Origin of the sequence: Bacillus sp. SIMBA_026, from assembly GCF_046535335.1 — a bacterium.
In the GTDB taxonomy this organism is placed as follows: domain Bacteria; phylum Bacillota; class Bacilli; order Bacillales; family Bacillaceae; genus Bacillus; species Bacillus velezensis.
In genome coordinates this window covers 93,023-112,758 of sequence record NZ_JAWRWX010000002.1, presented here as the reverse complement: position 1 = coordinate 112,758, position 19,736 = coordinate 93,023, and the positions used below count along the sequence as shown (strand labels likewise).

The 19,736-nt window shown below is 47.0% G+C and carries 22 protein-coding genes; 16 read left to right on the top strand and 6 right to left on the bottom strand.

The annotated features are described in order from the left end of the window. The first annotated feature begins 118 nt into the window (after nt 1–118). The 3 genes from SB847_RS11295 to yugI all read left to right on the top strand — a co-directional run bounded on the left by SB847_RS11295 (nt 119) and on the right by yugI (nt 2,379). Nucleotides 119–619: an Lrp/AsnC family transcriptional regulator gene (locus SB847_RS11295; RefSeq protein ID WP_088461329.1), complete on the top strand. Its 501-nt coding sequence runs from the start codon at nt 119–121 to the stop codon at nt 617–619. Continuing rightward, a complete protein-coding gene (locus SB847_RS11290) occupies nt 620–1,789 on the top strand; it encodes an aminotransferase (RefSeq protein ID WP_410577836.1) in 1,170 nt (389 codons plus the stop codon). A 197-nt stretch (nt 1,790–1,986) separates the two neighbouring features. Then, nucleotides 1,987–2,379 carry a S1 domain-containing post-transcriptional regulator GSP13 gene (yugI, locus tag SB847_RS11285; RefSeq protein ID WP_007408653.1) on the top strand — a complete coding sequence of 131 codons (393 nt, stop codon included), beginning with the start codon at nt 1,987–1,989 and terminating at the stop codon, nt 2,377–2,379. Between the two features lie 51 nt (nt 2,380–2,430). Here the strand turns inward: yugI and SB847_RS11280 are convergent, their stop codons facing one another. After that, complete coding sequence (locus SB847_RS11280; protein ID WP_003152104.1) at nt 2,431–2,667, bottom strand: DUF378 domain-containing protein; 237 nt, start codon at nt 2,665–2,667, stop codon at nt 2,431–2,433. Between the two features lie 230 nt (nt 2,668–2,897). Between SB847_RS11280 and SB847_RS11275 the strand changes: the two genes are divergently transcribed. Both SB847_RS11275 and SB847_RS11270 read left to right on the top strand, forming a co-directional pair. Then, on the top strand, nt 2,898–4,061 hold the full coding sequence (locus SB847_RS11275; protein ID WP_410577834.1) for an iron-containing alcohol dehydrogenase: 1,164 nt from the start codon (nt 2,898–2,900) through the stop codon (nt 4,059–4,061). Nucleotides 4,062–4,148: 87 nt separating this feature from the next. After that, on the top strand, nt 4,149–5,321 hold the full coding sequence (locus SB847_RS11270; RefSeq protein ID WP_003152109.1) for an iron-containing alcohol dehydrogenase: 1,173 nt from the start codon (nt 4,149–4,151) through the stop codon (nt 5,319–5,321). Between the two features lie 308 nt (nt 5,322–5,629). Here SB847_RS11270 and ycaC read toward each other — a convergent pair whose 3' ends face one another. Both ycaC and SB847_RS11260 read right to left on the bottom strand, forming a co-directional pair. Next, entirely contained in the window at nt 5,630–6,274 is a 645-nt protein-coding gene (ycaC, locus tag SB847_RS11265) for an isochorismate family cysteine hydrolase YcaC (protein WP_410577832.1), read from the bottom strand. Nucleotides 6,275–6,400: 126 nt separating this feature from the next. After that, the gene (locus SB847_RS11260; protein ID WP_007613381.1) at nt 6,401–6,967 is read right to left on the bottom strand and encodes an NADPH-dependent FMN reductase; all 567 of its coding nucleotides are present in this window, start codon (nt 6,965–6,967) and stop codon (nt 6,401–6,403) included. 397 nt (nt 6,968–7,364) lie between these two features. Here SB847_RS11260 and SB847_RS11255 point away from each other — a divergent pair, with 397 nt between their 5' ends. From SB847_RS11255 to SB847_RS11245, 3 genes are read left to right on the top strand one after another with little or no spacing between them, the layout of a single operon-like run. Further along, nucleotides 7,365–8,717, top strand: coding sequence for a glucose-6-phosphate isomerase (locus SB847_RS11255; RefSeq protein ID WP_044801734.1), 1,353 nt, complete (start codon nt 7,365–7,367; stop codon nt 8,715–8,717). Between the two features lie 21 nt (nt 8,718–8,738). Next, a complete protein-coding gene (locus tag SB847_RS11250; RefSeq protein ID WP_410563243.1) occupies nt 8,739–9,137 on the top strand; it encodes a transporter in 399 nt (132 codons plus the stop codon). A 22-nt stretch (nt 9,138–9,159) separates the two neighbouring features. Beyond that, the gene (locus SB847_RS11245) at nt 9,160–9,564 is read left to right on the top strand and encodes a YugN-like family protein (RefSeq protein WP_015418088.1); all 405 of its coding nucleotides are present in this window, start codon (nt 9,160–9,162) and stop codon (nt 9,562–9,564) included. On the opposite strand, the gene SB847_RS11240 is transcribed toward SB847_RS11245, so the two are convergent. Continuing rightward, nucleotides 9,561–10,547 carry a potassium channel family protein gene (locus SB847_RS11240; RefSeq protein WP_410563239.1) on the bottom strand — a complete coding sequence of 329 codons (987 nt, stop codon included), beginning with the start codon at nt 10,545–10,547 and terminating at the stop codon, nt 9,561–9,563. The genes SB847_RS11245 and SB847_RS11240 overlap by 4 nt on opposite strands. Then, nucleotides 10,544–10,798 carry an Atypical membrane-integrating protein gene (locus SB847_RS11235; RefSeq protein ID WP_015418086.1) on the bottom strand — a complete coding sequence of 85 codons (255 nt, stop codon included), beginning with the start codon at nt 10,796–10,798 and terminating at the stop codon, nt 10,544–10,546. Before SB847_RS11235 ends, SB847_RS11240 begins: the two co-directional genes overlap by 4 nt. Nucleotides 10,799–10,930: 132 nt before the next feature. Between SB847_RS11235 and SB847_RS11230 the strand changes: the two genes are divergently transcribed. From SB847_RS11230 to SB847_RS11200, 7 genes are all read left to right on the top strand, one after another. Beyond that, nucleotides 10,931–11,194 (top strand): YuzI family membrane protein, encoded by a 264-nt coding sequence (locus tag SB847_RS11230; RefSeq protein WP_039063521.1) that lies wholly within the window; start codon nt 10,931–10,933, stop codon nt 11,192–11,194. A 46-nt stretch (nt 11,195–11,240) separates the two neighbouring features. After that, the gene (locus SB847_RS11225) at nt 11,241–11,918 is read left to right on the top strand and encodes a zinc metallopeptidase (protein WP_003152125.1); all 678 of its coding nucleotides are present in this window, start codon (nt 11,241–11,243) and stop codon (nt 11,916–11,918) included. Nucleotides 11,919–11,960: 42 nt separating this feature from the next. Then, entirely contained in the window at nt 11,961–13,250 is a 1,290-nt protein-coding gene (locus SB847_RS11220) for a hemolysin family protein (protein ID WP_038459629.1), read from the top strand. 89 nt (nt 13,251–13,339) lie between these two features. Next, nucleotides 13,340–14,998 carry a glycoside hydrolase family 13 protein gene (locus SB847_RS11215; RefSeq protein WP_410577830.1) on the top strand — a complete coding sequence of 553 codons (1,659 nt, stop codon included), beginning with the start codon at nt 13,340–13,342 and terminating at the stop codon, nt 14,996–14,998. Between the two features lie 121 nt (nt 14,999–15,119). Continuing rightward, the gene (locus SB847_RS11210) at nt 15,120–15,542 is read left to right on the top strand and encodes a secondary thiamine-phosphate synthase enzyme YjbQ (protein ID WP_007613358.1); all 423 of its coding nucleotides are present in this window, start codon (nt 15,120–15,122) and stop codon (nt 15,540–15,542) included. Next, nucleotides 15,535–16,566, top strand: a complete 1,032-nt coding sequence (locus SB847_RS11205) for an NAD(P)H-dependent flavin oxidoreductase (protein ID WP_410563230.1) — start codon at nt 15,535–15,537, stop codon at nt 16,564–16,566. The genes SB847_RS11210 and SB847_RS11205 overlap by 8 nt, the downstream gene beginning before the upstream one ends. Nucleotides 16,567–16,591: 25 nt before the next feature. Then, complete coding sequence (locus SB847_RS11200; protein ID WP_007408636.1) at nt 16,592–16,843, top strand: hypothetical protein; 252 nt, start codon at nt 16,592–16,594, stop codon at nt 16,841–16,843. 17 nt (nt 16,844–16,860) lie between these two features. Here SB847_RS11200 and SB847_RS11195 read toward each other — a convergent pair whose 3' ends face one another. After that, nucleotides 16,861–17,598 (bottom strand): protein-glutamine gamma-glutamyltransferase, encoded by a 738-nt coding sequence (locus tag SB847_RS11195; RefSeq protein WP_007408635.1) that lies wholly within the window; start codon nt 17,596–17,598, stop codon nt 16,861–16,863. A gap of 143 nt (nt 17,599–17,741) precedes the next feature. On the opposite strand from SB847_RS11195, the gene SB847_RS11190 reads away from it, so the two are divergent. Beyond that, nucleotides 17,742–19,727 carry a methyl-accepting chemotaxis protein gene (locus SB847_RS11190; RefSeq protein WP_410563226.1) on the top strand — a complete coding sequence of 662 codons (1,986 nt, stop codon included), beginning with the start codon at nt 17,742–17,744 and terminating at the stop codon, nt 19,725–19,727. The last annotated feature ends 9 nt before the right edge of the window (nt 19,728–19,736 follow it).

Sequence of the window (19,736 nt, the reverse complement as noted above, 5' to 3'; positions counted from 1 at the left end):
AAAGGCTTTTTTGATTGTCAGATTTTAGCTCTGGTTTCTTTCGGGTTTTTCTTAGCATTTGTCGAAAATCGTGATATAATGTCATGAAGATTTTTGATAATGCAAAGGTGTGAAACGTATGAAGCTGACCGAAAAAGAAACAGAAATATTAGAAATTTTAGACGAAAACAGCCGGGTTGATGCGGAAACGATCGCAAAAATGGCAAATATTCCCGCTGGAGAAGTTAAAAGCATCATTGAAAAGCTTGAAAAGGAAAAAGTCATCATTGATTATGCGGCGATGATCGACTGGCGCAAAGTCGACGGTTTGGAAGGCGTCACGGCGATGATTGACGTAAAAGTCACTCCGAAACGAAATGTCGGCTTTGATGAAGTCGCTGAGCGGATATACAGATTCCAGGAAGTTGAATCAGTGTACCTGATGTCAGGGGTGTATGACTTATCTGTCGTTATTCGCGGCAACACGATGTCAGACGTGGCAAGCTTCGTGTCTGAAAAATTGTCCACCCTTGAGTCTGTCGTTTCCACGACAACGCACTTCATCCTGAAAAAATATAAGCATGACGGCAAAGTCTTTGAAAGCGGAGACGATGACAAAAGAATCGTGGTGTCTCCGTAAATGGAAACGAAGACTTCTTATTTATCTGACTACGTGCAGCAGATTAAACCGTCAGGCATCCGCAAGTTCTTTGATCTGGCCGCTACGATGGAAGGCGTCATTTCACTGGGAGTGGGAGAGCCTGACTTTGTGACGGCCTGGAACGTGAGGGAAGCGAGTATTCTTTCTTTAGAACAGGGTTATACGGCTTATACGGCAAATGCGGGTCTTTATGAACTGAGAGAAGAAATCAGCCGCTACTTAGATCAGCGGTTCGGCCTGAGTTATTCGCCTGACAGTGAACTGATCGTTACTGTAGGGGCAAGCCAGGCGCTTGATCTCGCTGTCCGCGCCATTATGAATCCTGGAGAGGAAATGTTAATTCCCGAACCGTGTTTTGTCGCATATGAATCACTCGTGACCCTGACGGGGGCGAAGCCGGTGCCGATTCAGACTGTCGCTGCAAAAGGTTTCAAAGCATCAGCCGCCGATTTTGAAGCGGCCCTGACGGAAAAAACAAAAGCGCTGCTTCTATGCTCGCCGTCAAATCCGACAGGTTCAGTCTATTCGAAAGAAGAGCTTGAATCCATCGCTGCTTTCGCTGAAAAACACGACTTGATCGTGCTTGCCGATGAAATTTATGCCGAGCTGACGTATGATGAGCCATTCACGAGCATGGGGGCCATCCGCGGCATGAAGGAACGCACGGTTCTCATTTCCGGCTTCTCCAAGGCATTTGCCATGACGGGATGGAGAATCGGATTTACGGCGGCGCCTCCCGTGATCAGGGATGCGATGCTCAAAATTCATCAGCACGCGATGATGTGCGCGCCTTCCATGGCGCAATACGCGGCGCTTGAAGGGCTGAAAAACGGCCAGGAAGACGTCGAAAGAATGAAGAAAAGCTATCGGAGACGCCGAAACCTGATTGTGGAGACATTGAACGAAATCGGACTCGGCTGCCACCACCCCGGCGGAGCATTTTACGCGTTTCCTTCCATTCAGTCGACCGGCATGAGTTCAGAAGAATTCGCGGAACAGCTGCTCATTGAAGAAAAAGTAGCCGTCGTTCCGGGGAATGTATTCGGCCCGAGCGGCGAAGGCTACATCAGATGTTCCTATGCGACATCCATTGAGCAGATTCAGGAAGCGCTCGTCAGAATCAAACGGTTTGTTGAAAAAAGGGCATAAAAAAAGATACGAACCCGGTTCGCATCCAAATAAAAGGGGGGGAATACTAGAAAGCCTTCGTAATCATAGTATACCCCCATTTTTCTGTGCTTAAACATGATCATGTAAAAAAGTTCTCTTTGCGAAAAACAAACTTGTATGATATAATTTTAAATTGCGTATAATCTGTATTTAATTTAACTTAGGAGTTGTTATGAATGGCAGCAAAATTTGAAGTGGGCAGTGTTTACACTGGTAAAGTAACAGGATTACAAGCGTATGGTGCGTTTGTTGCATTAGATGAAGAAACTCAAGGACTTGTTCACATTTCTGAAGTCACTCACGGTTTCGTAAAAGACATTAACGAGCACCTTTCAATCGGTGACGAAGTACAAGTAAAAGTACTTGCGGTTGACGAAGAAAAAGGCAAAATCAGCCTTTCTATCCGTGCGACTCAAGCGGCGCCTGAAAGAAAAGAAAGCAAACCAAGAAAACCGAAAGCGGCTCAAGCTTCTGAAGAAACATCTGCTCCGCAAGGTTTCAACACATTGAAAGATAAGCTTGAAGAGTGGATTGAACAGTCCAACCGCAAAGACCTTATCAAAAAATAATCATCAAAAAAAGCACCGGATATGTATGTTCGGTGCTTTTTTTATGTTTGTTTATCTGACTTCCGGATTTGCCGCTTCCTCGCGGGATGTTTCTTCGTTCGGCTTAAACAGCAGGCCGAGATTGATCAGACCGGCGATGCCGACAAGACCGTAAATAATCCGCGACAGAGCTGATCCTTGGCCGCCGAAGATGGCTGCTACTAAATCAAATTGGAAAAATCCGATCAGTCCCCAGTTAATAGCGCCGATAATCGTTAATACGAGACAGATACGCTGAATAACACTCATGTAAACAACCTCCTCTATGAATTCGTGAAACAGTTATAGATTGTGACAAAGCAAAGAATCTATGCATACTACATTCTCCGCTGTGTAAATTACACACTGTCTCAAGCTGTACAAGTGCCTTTCCCGCGAAGTCGCTGCCTGTAAACCGTGTGATGTGCCGTCAAAAAAGCGGATTGCTTTACATTGAATGTCATCTTTCTGCATAATATAAATCCAAAGGAGGAGATGTCATGCAAAACTTTACATATTGGAATCCGACCAAATTGATTTTCGGAAAGGGAGAGGTCGAAAAACTTCCTGAAGAAATCAAGCCGTACGGAAAGAACGTACTGCTCGTATACGGGGGCGGCAGCATTAAGCGCAGCGGTCTTTATGATCAAGTAACCGAACTGCTGAAAAAAGCAGGAGTTACCGTACATGAATTGGCAGGCGTAGAGCCGAATCCGCGTGTCTCAACGGTGAACAAAGGTGTTGCGCTCTGTAAAGAAAACAGCATCGATTTCTTATTGGCCGTCGGCGGCGGAAGTGTCATTGACTGCACGAAAGCCATTGCGGCGGGCGCTAAATATGACGGCGACGCGTGGGATATCGTCACGAAAAAACACCAGCCGAAAGAAGCGCTGCCGTTCGGAACAGTGCTGACCCTTGCGGCAACCGGTTCAGAGATGAACTCCGGATCAGTCATCACAAACTGGGAGACACAAGAGAAATACGGATGGGGGAGCCCGCTCGTTTACCCTAAATTCTCTATTCTCGATCCGGTAAACACATTTACCGTTCCGAAAGACCACACCATTTACGGCATGGTCGATATGATGAGCCATGTGTTTGAACAATATTTCCACCACACGTCTAACACGCCGTATCAGGACCGGATGTGTGAATCGCTTCTGCGCACGGTGATTGAAACAGCGCCGAAGCTGATCAATGATCTGGAGAACTACGAGCTTCGTGAGACGATTTTATATACAGGCACGATCGCATTAAACGGAATGCTGTCAATGGGCGCAAGAGGGGATTGGGCCACACACAACATCGAGCATGCAGTATCAGCGGTTTACGATATACCGCACGCCGGAGGTTTAGCGATTCTGTTCCCGAACTGGATGAGACATGTGCTCAAAGAAAATCCAGCCCGCTTTAAACAGCTTGCCGTCCGTGTCTTTGATATTGACGAGACAGGCAAATCAGATGAAGAGATCGCGCTTAAAGGAATCAGCAAGCTGTCTGATTTCTGGACGAGCCTCGGCGCTCCGAACAGACTCGCTGATTATGATATTTCTGATGAGAAGCTGGATACGATTGCAGATAAAGCGATGGCAAACGGAGCATTCGGACAGTTCAAGTCACTGCAGAAAGAAGACGTGCTTGCGATACTGAAAGCATCATTGTAATAACATAAGGGGGGGCGGCCGGATTGGCAGCTCCTTTTTTTCTGTGTTATAGTAATTCCCTTACGATTTTTTTGGAGGTCATGATAAATGGAGAACTTTACGTACTACAATCCGACGAAACTGATTTTCGGAAAAGGTCAAATCGACCAATTGAAAAAAGAGCTGAAGCAATACGGGAAAAACGTGCTGCTTGTTTACGGAGGCGGCAGCATTAAGCGAAACGGCCTGTATGACCAAGTAACAGGCATCTTAAAAGAAGAAGGCGCAACCGTTCATGAGCTTGCGGGTGTTGAACCGAACCCGCGTCTGGAAACGGTAAATAAAGGAATTGAGCTGTGCAGACAGCATGAGATTGATTTCCTTCTCGCAGTCGGCGGCGGAAGTGTCATCGACTGTACAAAAGCGATTGCGGCCGGTGCGAAATATGACGGCGACGCATGGGACATTTACAGCAAAAAAGTAACGGCGCAGGACGCGCTCCCGTTCGGCACGGTGCTGACGCTTGCGGCGACAGGCTCTGAAATGAACCCTGATTCCGTTATCACAAATTGGGAAACAAACGAAAAATTCGTATGGGGCAGCAATGTCACTCATCCGCGTTTCTCCATTTTAGATCCTGAGAATACTTTCAGCGTTCCGGAAAACCAAACCGTATACGGCATGGTGGATATGATGAGCCACGTATTTGAACAATACTTCCACAATGTTGAAAACACGCCGCTTCAGGACAGAATGTGTTTTGCGGTCCTTCAGACGGTAATTGAAACAGCGCCGAAACTTTTGGAAGACCTTGAGAACTATAAGCACCGTGAAACGATTTTATACGCGGGTACGATCGCATTAAACGGCACGCTGCAAATGGGCTATTTCGGCGATTGGGCTTCCCATACGATGGAGCACGCCGTATCAGCGGTTTATGACATCCCTCACGCGGGAGGACTTGCGATTCTGTTCCCGAACTGGATGAGATACACGCTTGATACAAATGTAGACCGTTTTAAAAACCTCATGCTCAACATGTTTGACATTGATACTGAAGGCAAAACGGATAAAGAAATTGCGCTTGAAGGGATCGATAAATTGTCCGCGTTCTGGACAAGCCTCGGCGCACCGTCCCGCCTTGCAGATTATGACATCGGTGAAGACAAGCTTGAGCTGATCGCAGACATCGCCGCAAAAGAAATGGAATACGGCGGATTCGGCAATTTCCAAAAACTGAACAAAGATGACGTACTTGCCATCTTAAAGGCGTCGCTGTAAGATACATTCCCGGCCGGGGTGAAGATGAAATAGATTTTCAAGCTGCAGATGCAACCGTTTTGGGAGTCCTTCTTTCCAGATTTTCATTAGTGCATCAAGAGCAAGTGAAGCACCCCTTGCCATGAGACAACTATGGAAATCTCACATGATGCGGTTTTGACTCCCTGTTTCTGTACATTTAGCAGAAAAGGATCAATTAACTTTGCGATTGCCGATCATCTATTTACACAAAATCTAAATCATGAAGATGAAGAGCCTTGCTATACTTCGAATTTAAAAAAGGAGCGCTGATTCAATCAGCGCTCCTTTTATGCATTTTGTGTACTAAGGTCCCGCTGCGCCCCCATATAGCTTCCCATTAAGTTTTGATAACCGGGAAGATGACTGGAGATTAATGCGCCAAAACCTTCAACATCGTTGCGCCAATCACGCTGAAGCTCGCACGCTACGCTGAACCAGTTCATAAGCTGCGCGCCGCCATGAGCCATACGCGTTAATGATGCATCTGCTACTTGCTTATTAAACGTCCCCGAAGCATCTGTCACAACAAACACTTCGTAGCCTGCTTTAATGGCAGAAAGCGCAGGAAAAGCAACGCAGACGTCTGTTACCACCCCCGCGATAATCAGCTGTTTTTTGCCGGTCGCTTCAATGGCTTTAACAAAGTCTTCATTGTCCCATGCATTAATTTGTCCGGGACGGGCTATTTTTGGCGCATCAGGAAAGAGATCAACGAGTTCTTGCATGAGCGGTCCGTTGGGTCCATTTTCAAAACTCGTTGTTAAAATAACCGGTAAATCAAAGAATTTAGCCATATCACCGAGAGCCAATACATTGTTTTTAAATTCATCAACGCCATAGTCACGCACGAGACCGGAAATAAGGCCGGTTTGATGGTCAACTAAAAGCACGGCAGCATCATCTTTTGAAAGACGGGAATAAAGATCAGACATTTTATATAATCCTCCTTGAATTAAGGCAAGTAAGTTTGTGAATTGAAAACGGTAAATCTATTCATATGCTGTGTAGATAGAAAGTTATTTCTGAGGTGACTTCTCGTGAGGGTGATGATCCTTCAATTAATCTGGAACGGGAACCGGAGCATGATCAATCCAATGGATGAACTGTTGTAAATAGCGTTGAAGATAACGTTTTGTTTGTTCATCCGTAAGTATGTTTTGAGCGGAATCAATTTTCTCATGGACTTGCGAAATCAGCATTTTTTGAAATGGCAAAACATTGACTTGCATAGCTTCGAGTACTTCTCTCAATTGCGTTTGACCAAAGGCAGTGCCGAACCCTCCGGGGGTTGCTCCGATTAAGCCAACCGGTTTTCTGTTTAAAACAGAAGAGGTCCGCGGTCTCGATGCCCAGTCCAATGCATTTTTTAATACCCCCGGAATTCCGGAATTGTACTCTGGACTTACAATGATGACGCCGTCAACGTCTTGTATATCAGCTCTAAAGGATGTTACGGAGTCTGGTGCTCCGGCAATTTCTAAATCTTCGTTAAAAAAAGGAAGACTGTCTATTTCAACCCAGCGAAATTGAGCCGCATTATCGAAGTCAATCAATGATTGAGCAATTGCTCGATTATACGAGTTTTTTCGTAAACTTCCACAAATAAGACCAATGGTTTTAGTCATAAAATCACCTCCCGGTATAAAATCACTTTCATCTTAACACGATACCCCAAATATAGACACTATTTTTAAAAATGGACATTTATGCCTTAATATGCCTGTGCGGCAGCCTCTCAAGAGGAGTACTATATAAAAAGAACCGGCCCACCGGGATTGGCGATGGATGTCATCCTGCTCCAAAGTAAAGGTGATACGTCCCTGGATCACCAACATTCGATTCTTTATCCCTCTCACGATTATTACAAATATAACCATATCGAATCCGGGATATTGTATAAAAAATGAACGCATCTTTAGCGCAAATCCCGTATTCATCATGCCTTCTTCATGACTTGATTTAGCGGGTGAGTTCATATAAAGTGAAAGAGAAAACAATTCACCGTGATGGAGGGACAAGCAAATGACGCATGTACGCTTTGATTACTCAAGAGCGTTACCTTTTTTCAATGAACATGAACTTACATACGCACGTGATTTCGTAAAAACGGCACACCATAATATCCATGAAAAAACAGGCGCCGGAAGCGACTTTTTAGGATGGGTGGACCTCCCTGAAAACTACGATAAAGAAGAATTCGCGCGCATTAAAAAAAGCGCTGAAAAAATTAAATCAGATTCAGACGTGCTTCTCGTCGTGGGTATCGGCGGTTCATACTTAGGCGCCCGCGCGGCGATCGAAGCGCTCAATCATTCTTTCTATAATGTTCTGCCGAAAGACAAGCGCAAAAACCCTCAAGTTATCTTTATCGGCAACAATATCAGCTCAACTTATATGAAAGATGTTATGGATCTTTTAGAAGACGCTGATTTCTCTATCAATGTCATTTCTAAATCAGGCACGACGACGGAACCTGCAATCGCTTTCCGGATTTTCCGCAAACTTCTTGAAGAAAAATACGGAAAAGAAGAAGCGAAAGCGCGGATTTACGCGACGACAGATAAAGAGCGCGGCGCTTTAAAAACGCTTTCTAATGAAGAAGGCTTCGAATCATTCGTTATACCTGATGATGTCGGCGGACGTTTCTCCGTTCTGACTGCGGTAGGTCTTCTGCCGATTGCGGTAAGCGGGGCTGATATCGATGAAATGATGAAAGGCGCTCTTGATGCAAGCAAAGACTTTTCCAGCTCGGAATTAGAAGAGAACGCGGCTTACCAATACGCCGTTGTCCGCAACGTTCTGTATAATAAAGGAAGAACTATTGAAATGCTCATCAACTATGAGCCTGCGCTGCAATACTTTGCGGAATGGTGGAAGCAGCTCTTCGGCGAAAGTGAAGGAAAAGATGAAAAAGGCATCTATCCTTCTTCCGCTAACTTCTCAACAGACCTTCACTCTCTCGGTCAATACGTGCAGGAAGGCAGACGCGATCTGTTTGAAACTGTATTAAACGTTGAAAAACCGAAGCATGAGCTGACAATTGAAGAAGCGGAAACTGATCTCGACGGCTTAAATTACTTAGCCGGCAAAACGGTCGATTTCGTCAACAAAAAAGCGTTCGAAGGCACGATGCTTGCCCATACAGACGGAAAAGTGCCGAACTTAATTGTCAATATTCCGGAGCTTAATGCATATACATTTGGATATCTCGTCTATTTCTTTGAAAAAGCGGTGGCGATGAGCGGTTATCTGCTCGGAGTCAACCCGTTTGATCAGCCGGGTGTTGAAGCCTATAAGGTGAATATGTTCGCGCTTCTCGGCAAACCGGGCTTTGAAGAGAAAAAAGCAGAGCTTGAAAAACGTCTTGAAAAATAAAAAGAAGGGCTGGCCCTCAGCATGACGGGTCAGCCTTTTTTAAACCGTGAAAGGTGTGATGATGAATTGATGCGGCTCTTATGTAAGCATGCCGTCATTTCCGTCTGTTCCGCCGCTATTGTTTATTCGGCACTAAAACTGTCTCCTGAATCCCTCTTACAAACCATCCTGTTTTTCGCTTTCCCTCTCGGCTTGTTTACGGACATGGTCCGGCTGAAACTGAAGATTGGCCGGATGCATACGCTGATCACGAAGTGCTGTCTCTATTCCGCCGTTTTCTATATTTCAACGGAAGCCGTTCTCTCCGCAATTGTGACGTATGTTCTGATTGAATGCGCCGTTACCTCTTTCCGGCGTCTGTCTGCCCCTCCCGATTCTTCCCGGCCGCCGTATGAAGATGCCGCAGAGCGGGGACGCTAAAGACAAAAAGGAGCATATGCACATGATCAGCATACCATCTTCACTTGAGGGGCAATCTTTTTTACTCCGCGAATTGGAACAGGTGCTGAAACCGATCGGTTATACCATCGGAGGCGGCTGGGAGTATGACCGCGGGTTCTTTGATTACAAAATTTCCGATCAGGACGGCTATTTATTTCTCCGCATCCCTGTTGAAGCAAATAAGGGACACCTGGATGAACGGGGGGCCGCCGTTACAATCGGCACACCCTTTTTGCTGAGGCACGTCTATCAGCAGGAAACGGATGATCACGCAGGCGGCGGTGTTTTTGAGTCATTATTCAACCAATTCTCCGAGCCGAAACGGCGGGATGCGGCAATTGACCGCTCATATACAGATATCGGCATCTCGCTTGTGAAAGAGCTGGAAGACGTCCTGCTGCATTAAAGAGCCAAAAACAGATCAGTATCGAGCACCTGGTATGACAGGGGAGGGGTCAGCATCGGCCCCTCTTCTTTTTGTATGCCGATGATCGTGGTATTTCGTTTGAGATAATAGAGCGCACAGTCATGATAAGATGAACCCTTTAGTTCCTCGGGGACGGGAATGATGCGCACCTTTTTCTCCAGCGTCAGATCTGACAGCGTTTGCGGTTTGGCAAGCTGCAGCTTGACCCGGTAATGCTCAAACATCACCCGGCTCGACAGCCGTGATGTGCACAGAATCTTATTGGCTCCTGCGCGCTCGGCGTTTTTGACATACCGTTCCGTTAAAATTTCCACGATACAATAAACGGACGGGTGCAGCCCTTTGATGGTGAGAAGCGTTAATACCGACAGCATATCAGCTTCGGATTCATTTTTCTGCTGATCCGCTGTCAGAATGACGGTATCGGCTTCCGTAATATTCGCTTTATTGAGCGTGCTGTCATCAGCGGCGTGTCCGCGGATAAAATGGACGTTTTCAATAAGCGGCCCTTCCCCTAATGAATCATCAATCAGGACGACAGTTTTTGACGGTGCGATGTGCTGCAGTTCTTTCAGCAGCATATGCGACTTCTCATTCCATCCGATAAGAATGACGTGCCCTTTGCCTTTAAAGGCGACCCTACCTTCGACATAGCGGTGCTGTTTGCTGAATACGGCTGAAGAAAGCGTGGCGAAATAGGCGGTCACAAAACTCGCTCCGCTTAATATAAGCACCATACCGGCAATCTGCCCGAGCGGCGTCTGGGGAACGTAATCGCCGTAGCCGACTGTGGCCACCGTAATCACCGCCCACCAAACCCCTTCAAACACAGACGTGAATTGCTTCGGTTCAAGCATGTAAATGAGTTGGCCGAACAATAAAATCAAGGCGATAATGATCAGTCCGATCCGAACATATAACGGCCATCTCAGCCAGGAAATAAATAAACGGTTTGATTTCATTCGTCCGGCTCTTCTTTCGACAGAGAGATGGATAAAATCTGCTTAATAATGGTGTTTAGTTTTTCGTCCAGCTGTTCCTGGCCGTATGAGTCACGCGCATGTCTGATTAAATCGGCCGTCTCATCTTCAAACTGAATGAGGGGTTCATCGTTTTCCGCTTCATTATAGAGCTGGATGAAGGCGTCAAGCCCTTCGTTCATTCTGTCTATCGCATTGCTCAGCTGTTCTTTCTCGCCATTTGTCACTTTCATGTCGATCACACCTGTATCTTTTTTTATACAGTATGTCCCAGTTCGTTTGATGTCTTTCAAAAATCTCCGAAAACATATTCACCCTCATTTTTTCATATGATAAAGAAAGCGGACCGAAAAAGGGTGAGTCAAATGACAGTCATTCAAAAACTGCTGGCGGCGCTGGCCGGAGCGCAGCTGCTCGCTTCGGCGGCCGTATTGCTTATTTTCGATTTGAATGGATACAATCACATGTCCGGCGGATTCTCATGGCTTGTTTTTGCAAAGGAGACCGCAGGCACGTTTCCGTTTTACATCGGATTGGCCGGGTGTATCCTCATCATGCTCGGAGGATTGATTCCTGTCAGAAAAAAGAAGCGGATTTCTGTACAGGAAAACGGACAATCATTAAAATAATATATAAGCAGATCGTACGATATAAGAGAAAAAGGAAGAGGATAATATGCTGTTTATCTTTTTAACAATTGCTGCATTGGGATTGTCGTTTTGGGCACAATTTAAAGTGAAAAGCAATTTTCAGAAATACTCAGATGTGGAAGCTTCCAGTCAGCGGACGGGGGCGGAAACGGCAAGACGGATTCTTGATATTAACGGTTTATATGATGTGCCGGTAGAACCGGTAAGAGGCACTTTAACAGACCATTACGACCCGACGGAGCGGGTGGTGCGTTTATCTGAGCCGGTATATTACGGCCGCTCCATTTCCGCCATTTCCGTCGCTTCCCATGAAGTCGGACATGCTTTGCAGCATCAGGAATCATACGGCGCGCTTGTGCTGAGGCACAAAATTTTTCCGGTCGTCAATTTTGCCTCCGGGGTTGCCCCTCTGCTTTTCTTGGGCGGGATGCTCCTGGGCAGCTTGAACTTAATCGGACTCGGCATTATTTTGTTTTCGGCCGCTGTTTTTTTCCAGCTTGTCACACTGCCTGTCGAGTTTAATGCCAGCGCGAGGGCGAAGCGGATTATCGTGTCGGAAGGATTCATTCGCAACAGTGAAGAACACGGCGTGAATAAAGTGCTGAACGCCGCCGCGCTGACGTATGTGGCTGCGGCGCTCGTTTCATTATTCGAGCTGCTTCGTTTTGTGATGATTTTCTTAAATGGTCGTGATGAGAATTAACACGAAGGAGGTGGCCCCTTACCGTTTGCGGTAGGGGTTTTTTTGCTTATATTAAAACTGGTTCTCATTATGCTGTTAATCGGATTAACGGCCATCTTTGTCGCTGCGGAATTTGCGATTGTCAAAATCCGCGGTTCAAAAATCGCGGAGCTGGTTGAAACCGGAGACAGCCGGGCGCTCGCGGCGCACAGGGTGATTTCAAATCTCGATGAATATTTATCAGCGTGCCAGCTCGGCATTACGATTACGGCGCTCGGACTCGGCTGGCTCGGTGAACCGACGATTCAGCGGCTTCTTCATCCTGTTTTCAGCCTGATCGGAATGCCGTCATCTATTACGCACGTCGTCACGTTTATTGCGGCGTTTATCGCCGTCACGTATCTGCACGTCGTCATCGGAGAGCTTGCGCCGAAAACGATATCCATTCAAAAAGCCGAAGCCGTCAGTCTGTGGACGGCGAAACCGCTCATTCTGTTTTATAAAGTGATGTATCCGTTTATTAAGCTGTTAAACGGCTCAGCCGGGTTTTTGGTCAAGCTGTTCGGTTTTCATTCGGTGAAAGAGCATGAGGTCGTGGTCAGTGAAGAGGAATTGCGGCTGATTTTGTCCGAAAGCTATAAAAAAGGTCAAATCAATCAATCTGAATTCCGTTACGTTAATAAAATATTTGAATTCGATAACCGGGTCGCCAGAGAAATCATGGTGCCGCGCACCGAAATCGCCGCCATCTCGCTTGAACAGTCAGTTGATGAAGCCATACATTTGATCATCAACGAACGGTATACGCGATATCCGGTTATTAAGGAAGACAAAGATCACATTCTCGGCATTATTAACAATAAGGATTTATTTAAAGCGTATTTTCTCGGCCGCTCCATTGAATTAAAAGAAATTATGCGTCCGGTCATCAGAGTCATTGAAAGCATCCCCGTTCAGGAGCTTTTGATCCGGATGCAGAAGGAGCGGATTCATATGGCGATTCTCGTTGACGAATACGGCGGCACGGCGGGGCTTGTGACCGTCGAAGACATATTGGAGGAAATCGTCGGGGAAATCCGTGATGAATATGACCAGGATGAAATGCCCCACATCGTCAAAAAAGGCGAACACCACTATGTGATGGACGGCAAGGCGCTCATAGAAGAGGTGAATGATCTCCTTGATATCGCCATCGAAAATGAAGACATTGACACGATTGCCGGCTGGCTCTTAACACAAAAAATGGAGCTGAAAAATGGTGATGTGTTTCATGCCGAAGGGTGTGAATTTAAGGTGCTGGAAGCGGAAGACCATCATATCCGCTTCGTTGAAATTAAAAAAACTGATTTCTGAGCCTCCTGCTTTTGCAATGAGGCTTTTTTTATGGAAAAAATGCTTCTTCGTCCCGCTCCTTCATATGCTGTAAAGAAAGGAGTGTCGGTATGAAAACGGATTGGTGGAAAACGGCGGCCGTCTATCAAATTTATCCCCGAAGCTTTATGGATTCGAACGGGGACGGAATCGGCGACATGAACGGCATCAGAGTAAAGCTTCATTACATAAAAGAGTTGGGGGCGGATGTGATCTGGCTTTGTCCCGTTTTTGACTCGCCGGGCGCGGACAACGGCTACGATATTCGGAATTATAAACAAATTGCCGGCGAATTCGGGACGATGGAGGATTTTGACCGGCTCCTTGCGGATGTCCATGCGCTCGGCATGAAGCTGATTATAGATCTCGTCATCAACCATACAAGCGATGAGCACCCTTGGTTTATCGAATCACGCTCAGCGAAAGATTCCGAAAAACGGGACTGGTACATCTGGAGAGACGGAAAAAACGGCAAAGAGCCGAACAATTGGGAAAGCATTTTCGGCGGATCGGCGTGGGAATATGATCAAGAGACCGGCCAGTATTACCTGCACCTGTTTGACAAAAAACAGCCTGATTTAAATTGGGAAAACGAAGCGATGAGGCAGTCCGTTTATGAGATGGTCCGCTGGTGGCTTGATAAAGGCATAGACGGCTTCCGGGTGGATGCCATTTCTCACATTAAGAAAAAAGAAGGGCTCCCTGACATGCCGAATCCGGACGGTCTCCCATACGTCCCGTCTTTCCCGTATCATATGAATGGGGAAGGCATAATGGATCTCTTAAAAGAGCTGAAACGGGAAACATTTTCGCGCTATCCGATCATGACGGTCGGCGAGGCGAACGGAGTGGCGGCTTGGGAGGCGGCTGATTGGGCCGGTGAAGAAAACGGCATCTTTCAAATGATTTTTCAATTTGAACATCTCGGCCTCTGGGATACGGAAGATGATCAAAGCATCTCCATTCCGGCGCTTAAGCGCGTCTTGTCCGGCTGGCAGAACAGTCTTGAAGGAAAGGGCTGGAACGCGTTGTTTATGGAGAACCACGATCAGCCCCGTTCCGTCTCGGTATGGGGTGACGAACGGTTTTTGACAGAAAGCGCCAAGGCACTCGCCGCGATGTATATGCTGATGAAAGGCACGCCGTTTATTTACCAGGGGCAGGAGCTCGGAATGACCAATGTTTCGTTCCCATCCATTGAAGATTATGATGACGCCGCAATGAAATATTTGTATGAAAAAGAGACGTCCCGCGGCGTTCCGCATGAAAAAGTGATGAAGATCATCTGGAAGAAGGGCCGGGATAATTCACGGACACCGATGCAATGGAGCGGTGAGGCGAACGGCGGGTTTTCTGATGCTTCTCCGTGGCTCGGAGTGAATCCGAACTACACATGGCTGAATGCTGCATCACAAATGCAGGATGAAACATCCGTATACCATTTCTACAAACGGCTGCTCGCCCTCAGGAAAGAACACGGCGTATTGATCAGCGGCACATACGAATTGCTGCTTCCGAATGACCGGCAGATTTATGCCTATCTAAGAAAAAACGGAACAACAACCGCCCTGATCATCACAAATCTGTCTCGAACCCCCGCTTTATACAGGCATCCGGGTTATCCGCTTGACTCCGATTCTCTCGTGCTTGCAAACGCAGAAATAGAAGCGCATCGCCATGTGACATCCTTTCTTTTAAAGCCTTATGAGGCACGCGTATATATATGGTGAAAAACTTCAGTCCCGAGGCTGAAGTTTTTTGTGATCTGCGTTTATCATTGCGATCCGACAGGAAAAGACAAATACAGAAACGAATATGGGAAAGGAAGAGAAAAAGAAAGGAGGCATTTATATGCTGAAAAAATTGCAGATTCAAACAAACAGACGGGATGAAATGATCGACATCACACATGAAGCTGAAGCGTTTCTCCGCGAAACAGGCGTGAAAAACGGTTTGGCGCTCATATACTGTCCCCATACAACCGCCGGCATTACCATAAATGAAAATGCCGATCCGGATGTGAAAAGGGATATGCTCAGAAGGTTTGATGAAATGTATCCGTGGGAGCACGAACTGGACCGGCATATGGAGGGAAATACGGCGGCACATATGAAAGCGAGTACAACCGGCGCCTCCCAGCATGTCATCATAGAAGACGGGCGCCTGATACTCGGAACATGGCAGGGCGTTTATTTTTGCGAATTTGACGGTCCGCGAAACAGAACATGTTATATCAAAATACAGGCTGAACCGGAGGAAAACACAAATGAGTGAGTGGATGAGTGCATTATCATTAACAAAGCCCGTCATTCAGGCGCCGATGGCCGGCGGGCTGGTCACGCCGTGTCTGGCTTCGGCGGTATCAAATGAAGGGGCGCTCGGAAGCCTTGCTTCAGGATACGTCAGCCCGCAAGCGCTTGAAAAACAGCTTATCGAGATGAAAGAGCTGACGGACCGCTCCTTTCAAGTAAATCTTTTCGTCCCGGAAGAAAGGCAGATGCCTGAGGCGGAACTGGTTGAAAAATGGAAAGCCCGCATTCCGAGGGCAAAAGACGCCAAGCCGTTCTCTGATCTGAAAGAAGAATGGAATGATTTTGAGGAAAAAGCGGAGCTTCTGATCCGTTACGGAGTCAAAGCGTGTTCATTCACCTTCGGCCTGCCGCCGGAAGAAACGGCGGAAAAGCTGAAGAAAAGCGGTTGTTTCCTTTTCGGCACGGCGACAACGCCGGAGGAAGCGAAGGCTTTTGAAGAACGGGGGATGGACGCCGTTATCCTTCAGGGAATAGAAGCCGGCGGACATCGCGGGTCGTTTCTGCCGGTTAAAGGAGAACCGGCTCTCGGCCTTATGGCGCTGATTCCGCAGGCTAAAGACGCGCTGAATATCCCGGTGATTGCGGCAGGCGGCATTTTTGACCGCCGCGGGGTGCAGGCGGCCCGATGTTTGGGTGCGGACGGCGTTCAAGTAGGAACACCGTTTCTCCTTTGTGAAGAAAGCAGCGCCTCACCGGCATATCAAAAAGCCATTGCCGAATCAAAAGGAGCCGACACGCGGCTGACCACCCTGTTTTCGGGAAAACAGGCGCGGGGAATCGTGAATCAGTTCATGAAAACATATGAAGCTGACGAGGGAAAAACGCTGCCTTATCCGCTGCATAATACGCTGACAAAGCCGATGCGCGGGCACGCGGCTCAATCAGGAGACGCGGAGTATATGTCTTTATGGGCCGGCCAGTCCGCCGCGAAACTTGAAGGGCCGACAGACGTGAAAACCGTTTTGGACAGATTGTGCGAATCATAATCCAGCAATCGTGAGGTGATGGATGATGAAGATTCTTCAAATGTCCTATAAAAAAAGAGGGACTATTGAGTTTGTCTTTGAAGATTTTCCGCATTCTAAAGTCACCATGGCGCCGATTAAAGGGTATTACTTTGTCCGCGCCATTAAATGGAGCAGACGGGACAGAGCCGTCACCCGACATGATTTAGAGAAGTTTGAATGGGCTGCAAACCAAGCGCTCGGCACGACGGCTTTTTACCGGAAAAGAAAAGCATTCCGCATCCCATCGTCACAATGACAGACGATGGGATTGTTTTAATGCATGATCTGATAAAGCGCGGGTGCATCAAGCCTTGTTGCCTGGTTAAGCAGATAAGCCGGCTGCACGGCATTTTTTTTTCTTAAAGAATTCAATCTCTGGATGATTTGTTCAGCGGTCAGAATCCCGAGACCGTGGGCGAAATATTGATCATTCCCCATCACAATGACATTCTCTCCCCGCCACTGAGCCTTTGCAGGATTAAAATCAGGATTTTTAAAATATAAACAATCTCCCCGTAAAAAGTGGCTGCCGGTTTCCGTGTAGATCGGCAGATGCTCATAGTGCCAGTCATACAAAGTGATATCCCGGAAACGCCGGTTAAACCGTTCTTCACCGATTGTCTTTAAGACGGCCAGATAATAAATCACAACAATGGCGGTAGCGCATTCAAATGCGTAAAACGCCCCATTTTCAATAATGTCCCGAATCGCTTTTGAAGCGGGGATTCTGTACTTCAGCTCCAAGGCTCCTTCCGGCGTCACTCTCCAATAAGCCGTATTTCCGTATGTTTTGGCGAAAGTTGCAAATTTCACACCTGATCCGTGCAGTTCTCTTGCGGCTTCCACAATATGGCGGCGCAGCCGCACCTCGAACATCAGTTCAGCAATCGACCCGTAATCGAATTGTACGGGAGAATTGAGCAGTTCATTTATATACGGAACAAGGCTTTCTTCCGTCTGCCAGTTCGCGATGTCCTGAGGCCGAAGCACTTGGCCGGATATGATAATCATCTGCGCGCCCCCCTTCTCTTTTTTTATAAGATATGCAGGAAGCTTGGGCAATGAAAATCAAGTCATAAAAAAGGAGGAAATGTTAACAAAATGTGAAGGCTGAGCCGATATATAAGGTATCACACTTGAGGGAGCAGCTTAATATGAAAAAATTCATCAATTGGTGCACAAAGGCATCGATTTCACGTAAATTAATCATTTCATTTATCGTGATCTTAATCATACCGATTCTCGTGTTAGAATTCAGTTCATACCATACGGCGAGCAATTCGCTGGATGATCAGATTTCAGGCAACGCGAAAAATAACATCGAATCTTTTAACACAACCATTACAAATGATATCGGCGCAAAAGCAAAGGCGATTGAATTTTTCAGTGAAACGTTAAAAGGGTCATCCTTCTCAAAGAAAAACATGTCTGCTCTTGAAGAAAAGTTCGGGCAATACACGTCTATTCATAAGGACGTAGCCCGCATTTACGGAGGAACGGAAGACGGCAGCTACGCACAGGCGCCGAAGGAGAATACTCCGGCCGATTACGATCCGAGAACACGCACTTGGTATAAAGACGCTGTGAAGGCTGGCGGCACGCTCGTTGTCACCGACCCTTACACCGCGGCAAGCGACGGCAGCATGGTCGTCACCGTGGCAAAGCAGATGCAGGACGGAACAGGCGTAGTGGCCATGGATATTACGATTGACCAGCTGCTGAAGCAGATGCAGGGAATCAAAATCGGACAAAAAGGCTTCGTGTTTATCACGTCCAAAAATAAAACCTATGTCGCGCATAAAGACCACAAACCGGGCGATAAAGTTTCAACCCCGTGGCTGAATGAGGTATACAGCAAAGACAGCGGCATTATTTCATACAAGCTCGATGATCAAAATAAAAAAATGGCGTTTACGACAAATAAACTGACCGGATGGAAAATAGAAGGGAGCATGGAGCTCAACGAAATTAAAGACGCCTCACAACCGGTGCTGACGATGGGAATGATCGTCCTTGCAGCATCCATTATCATCGGGGGAATTTTAATTCTGTTCATTGTCAGATCCATTACGTCACCGCTGAAACGGCTTGTCCGTTCTTCTAAACAAATCAGCGGTGGAGACTTGACCGAAACCATTGATATCCGCTCGAAAGATGAATTGGGCGAACTCGGTGCGAGCTTTAATGAAATGGGAGAATCTCTGCGCGGACTGATCAGCGCGATCCAAAACTCTGTCGACAACGTGGCCGCGTCATCGGAAGAGCTGACCGCTTCAGCTTCGCAGACAAGCAAAGCGACGGAACATATTACAATGGCGATTGAGCAGTTTTCAAACGGAAACGAAGAGCAAAGCGAAAAAGTCGATTCAAGCTCAGTCAAGCTGAATCATATAAATGACGGACTCGCCGCCGTTTCCCGCACATCATCATCCATTACGGAAGCATCTAAACAATCGAAGGAAGCTGCCGGCACCGGGGAAGAATATGTGCAGCAAACCGTCGGGCAGATGAATCTCATCAATCAATCGGTCCAGCAGGCGGAAGCTGTTGTAAAAGGCCTTGAGGCCAAATCAAAAGACATCACTCATATTTTAAGAGTCATCAACGGTATTGCCGATCAGACAAACCTGCTTGCTTTAAATGCAGCCATTGAAGCGGCAAGAGCCGGTGAATACGGCCGGGGCTTCTCAGTGGTAGCCGAAGAAGTGCGCAAGCTGGCCGTCCAATCCGCCGGTTCTGCCAAAGAGATTGAAAAACTCATTCAGGAAATCACGGCTGAAATTAATACATCGCTTCACATGTTCACATCCGTTAATGAAGAAGTTCAATCAGGACTTGCCGTAACGGACCGCACGAAAGAAAGCTTCCAGAATATCTTCGGCATGACAAACGACATCGCCGAGAAGCTTCAATCGATGAACGGCACGGTTGAACAGCTGTCAGACAGCTCTCAGCACGTTTCAGCCGCAGTGACCGATATCGCGGACGTATCACGGGAAAGCGCAGCAAGCATTCAGGATATTGCCGCATCCGCAGAAGAACAGCTTGCATCAATGGAAGAAATCAGCACATCCGCCGATACTTTGGCGCAAATGGCCGAAGAACTGCGGGAATTAACGAAACAATTTAAAATCAACTAGTAAAAAAGG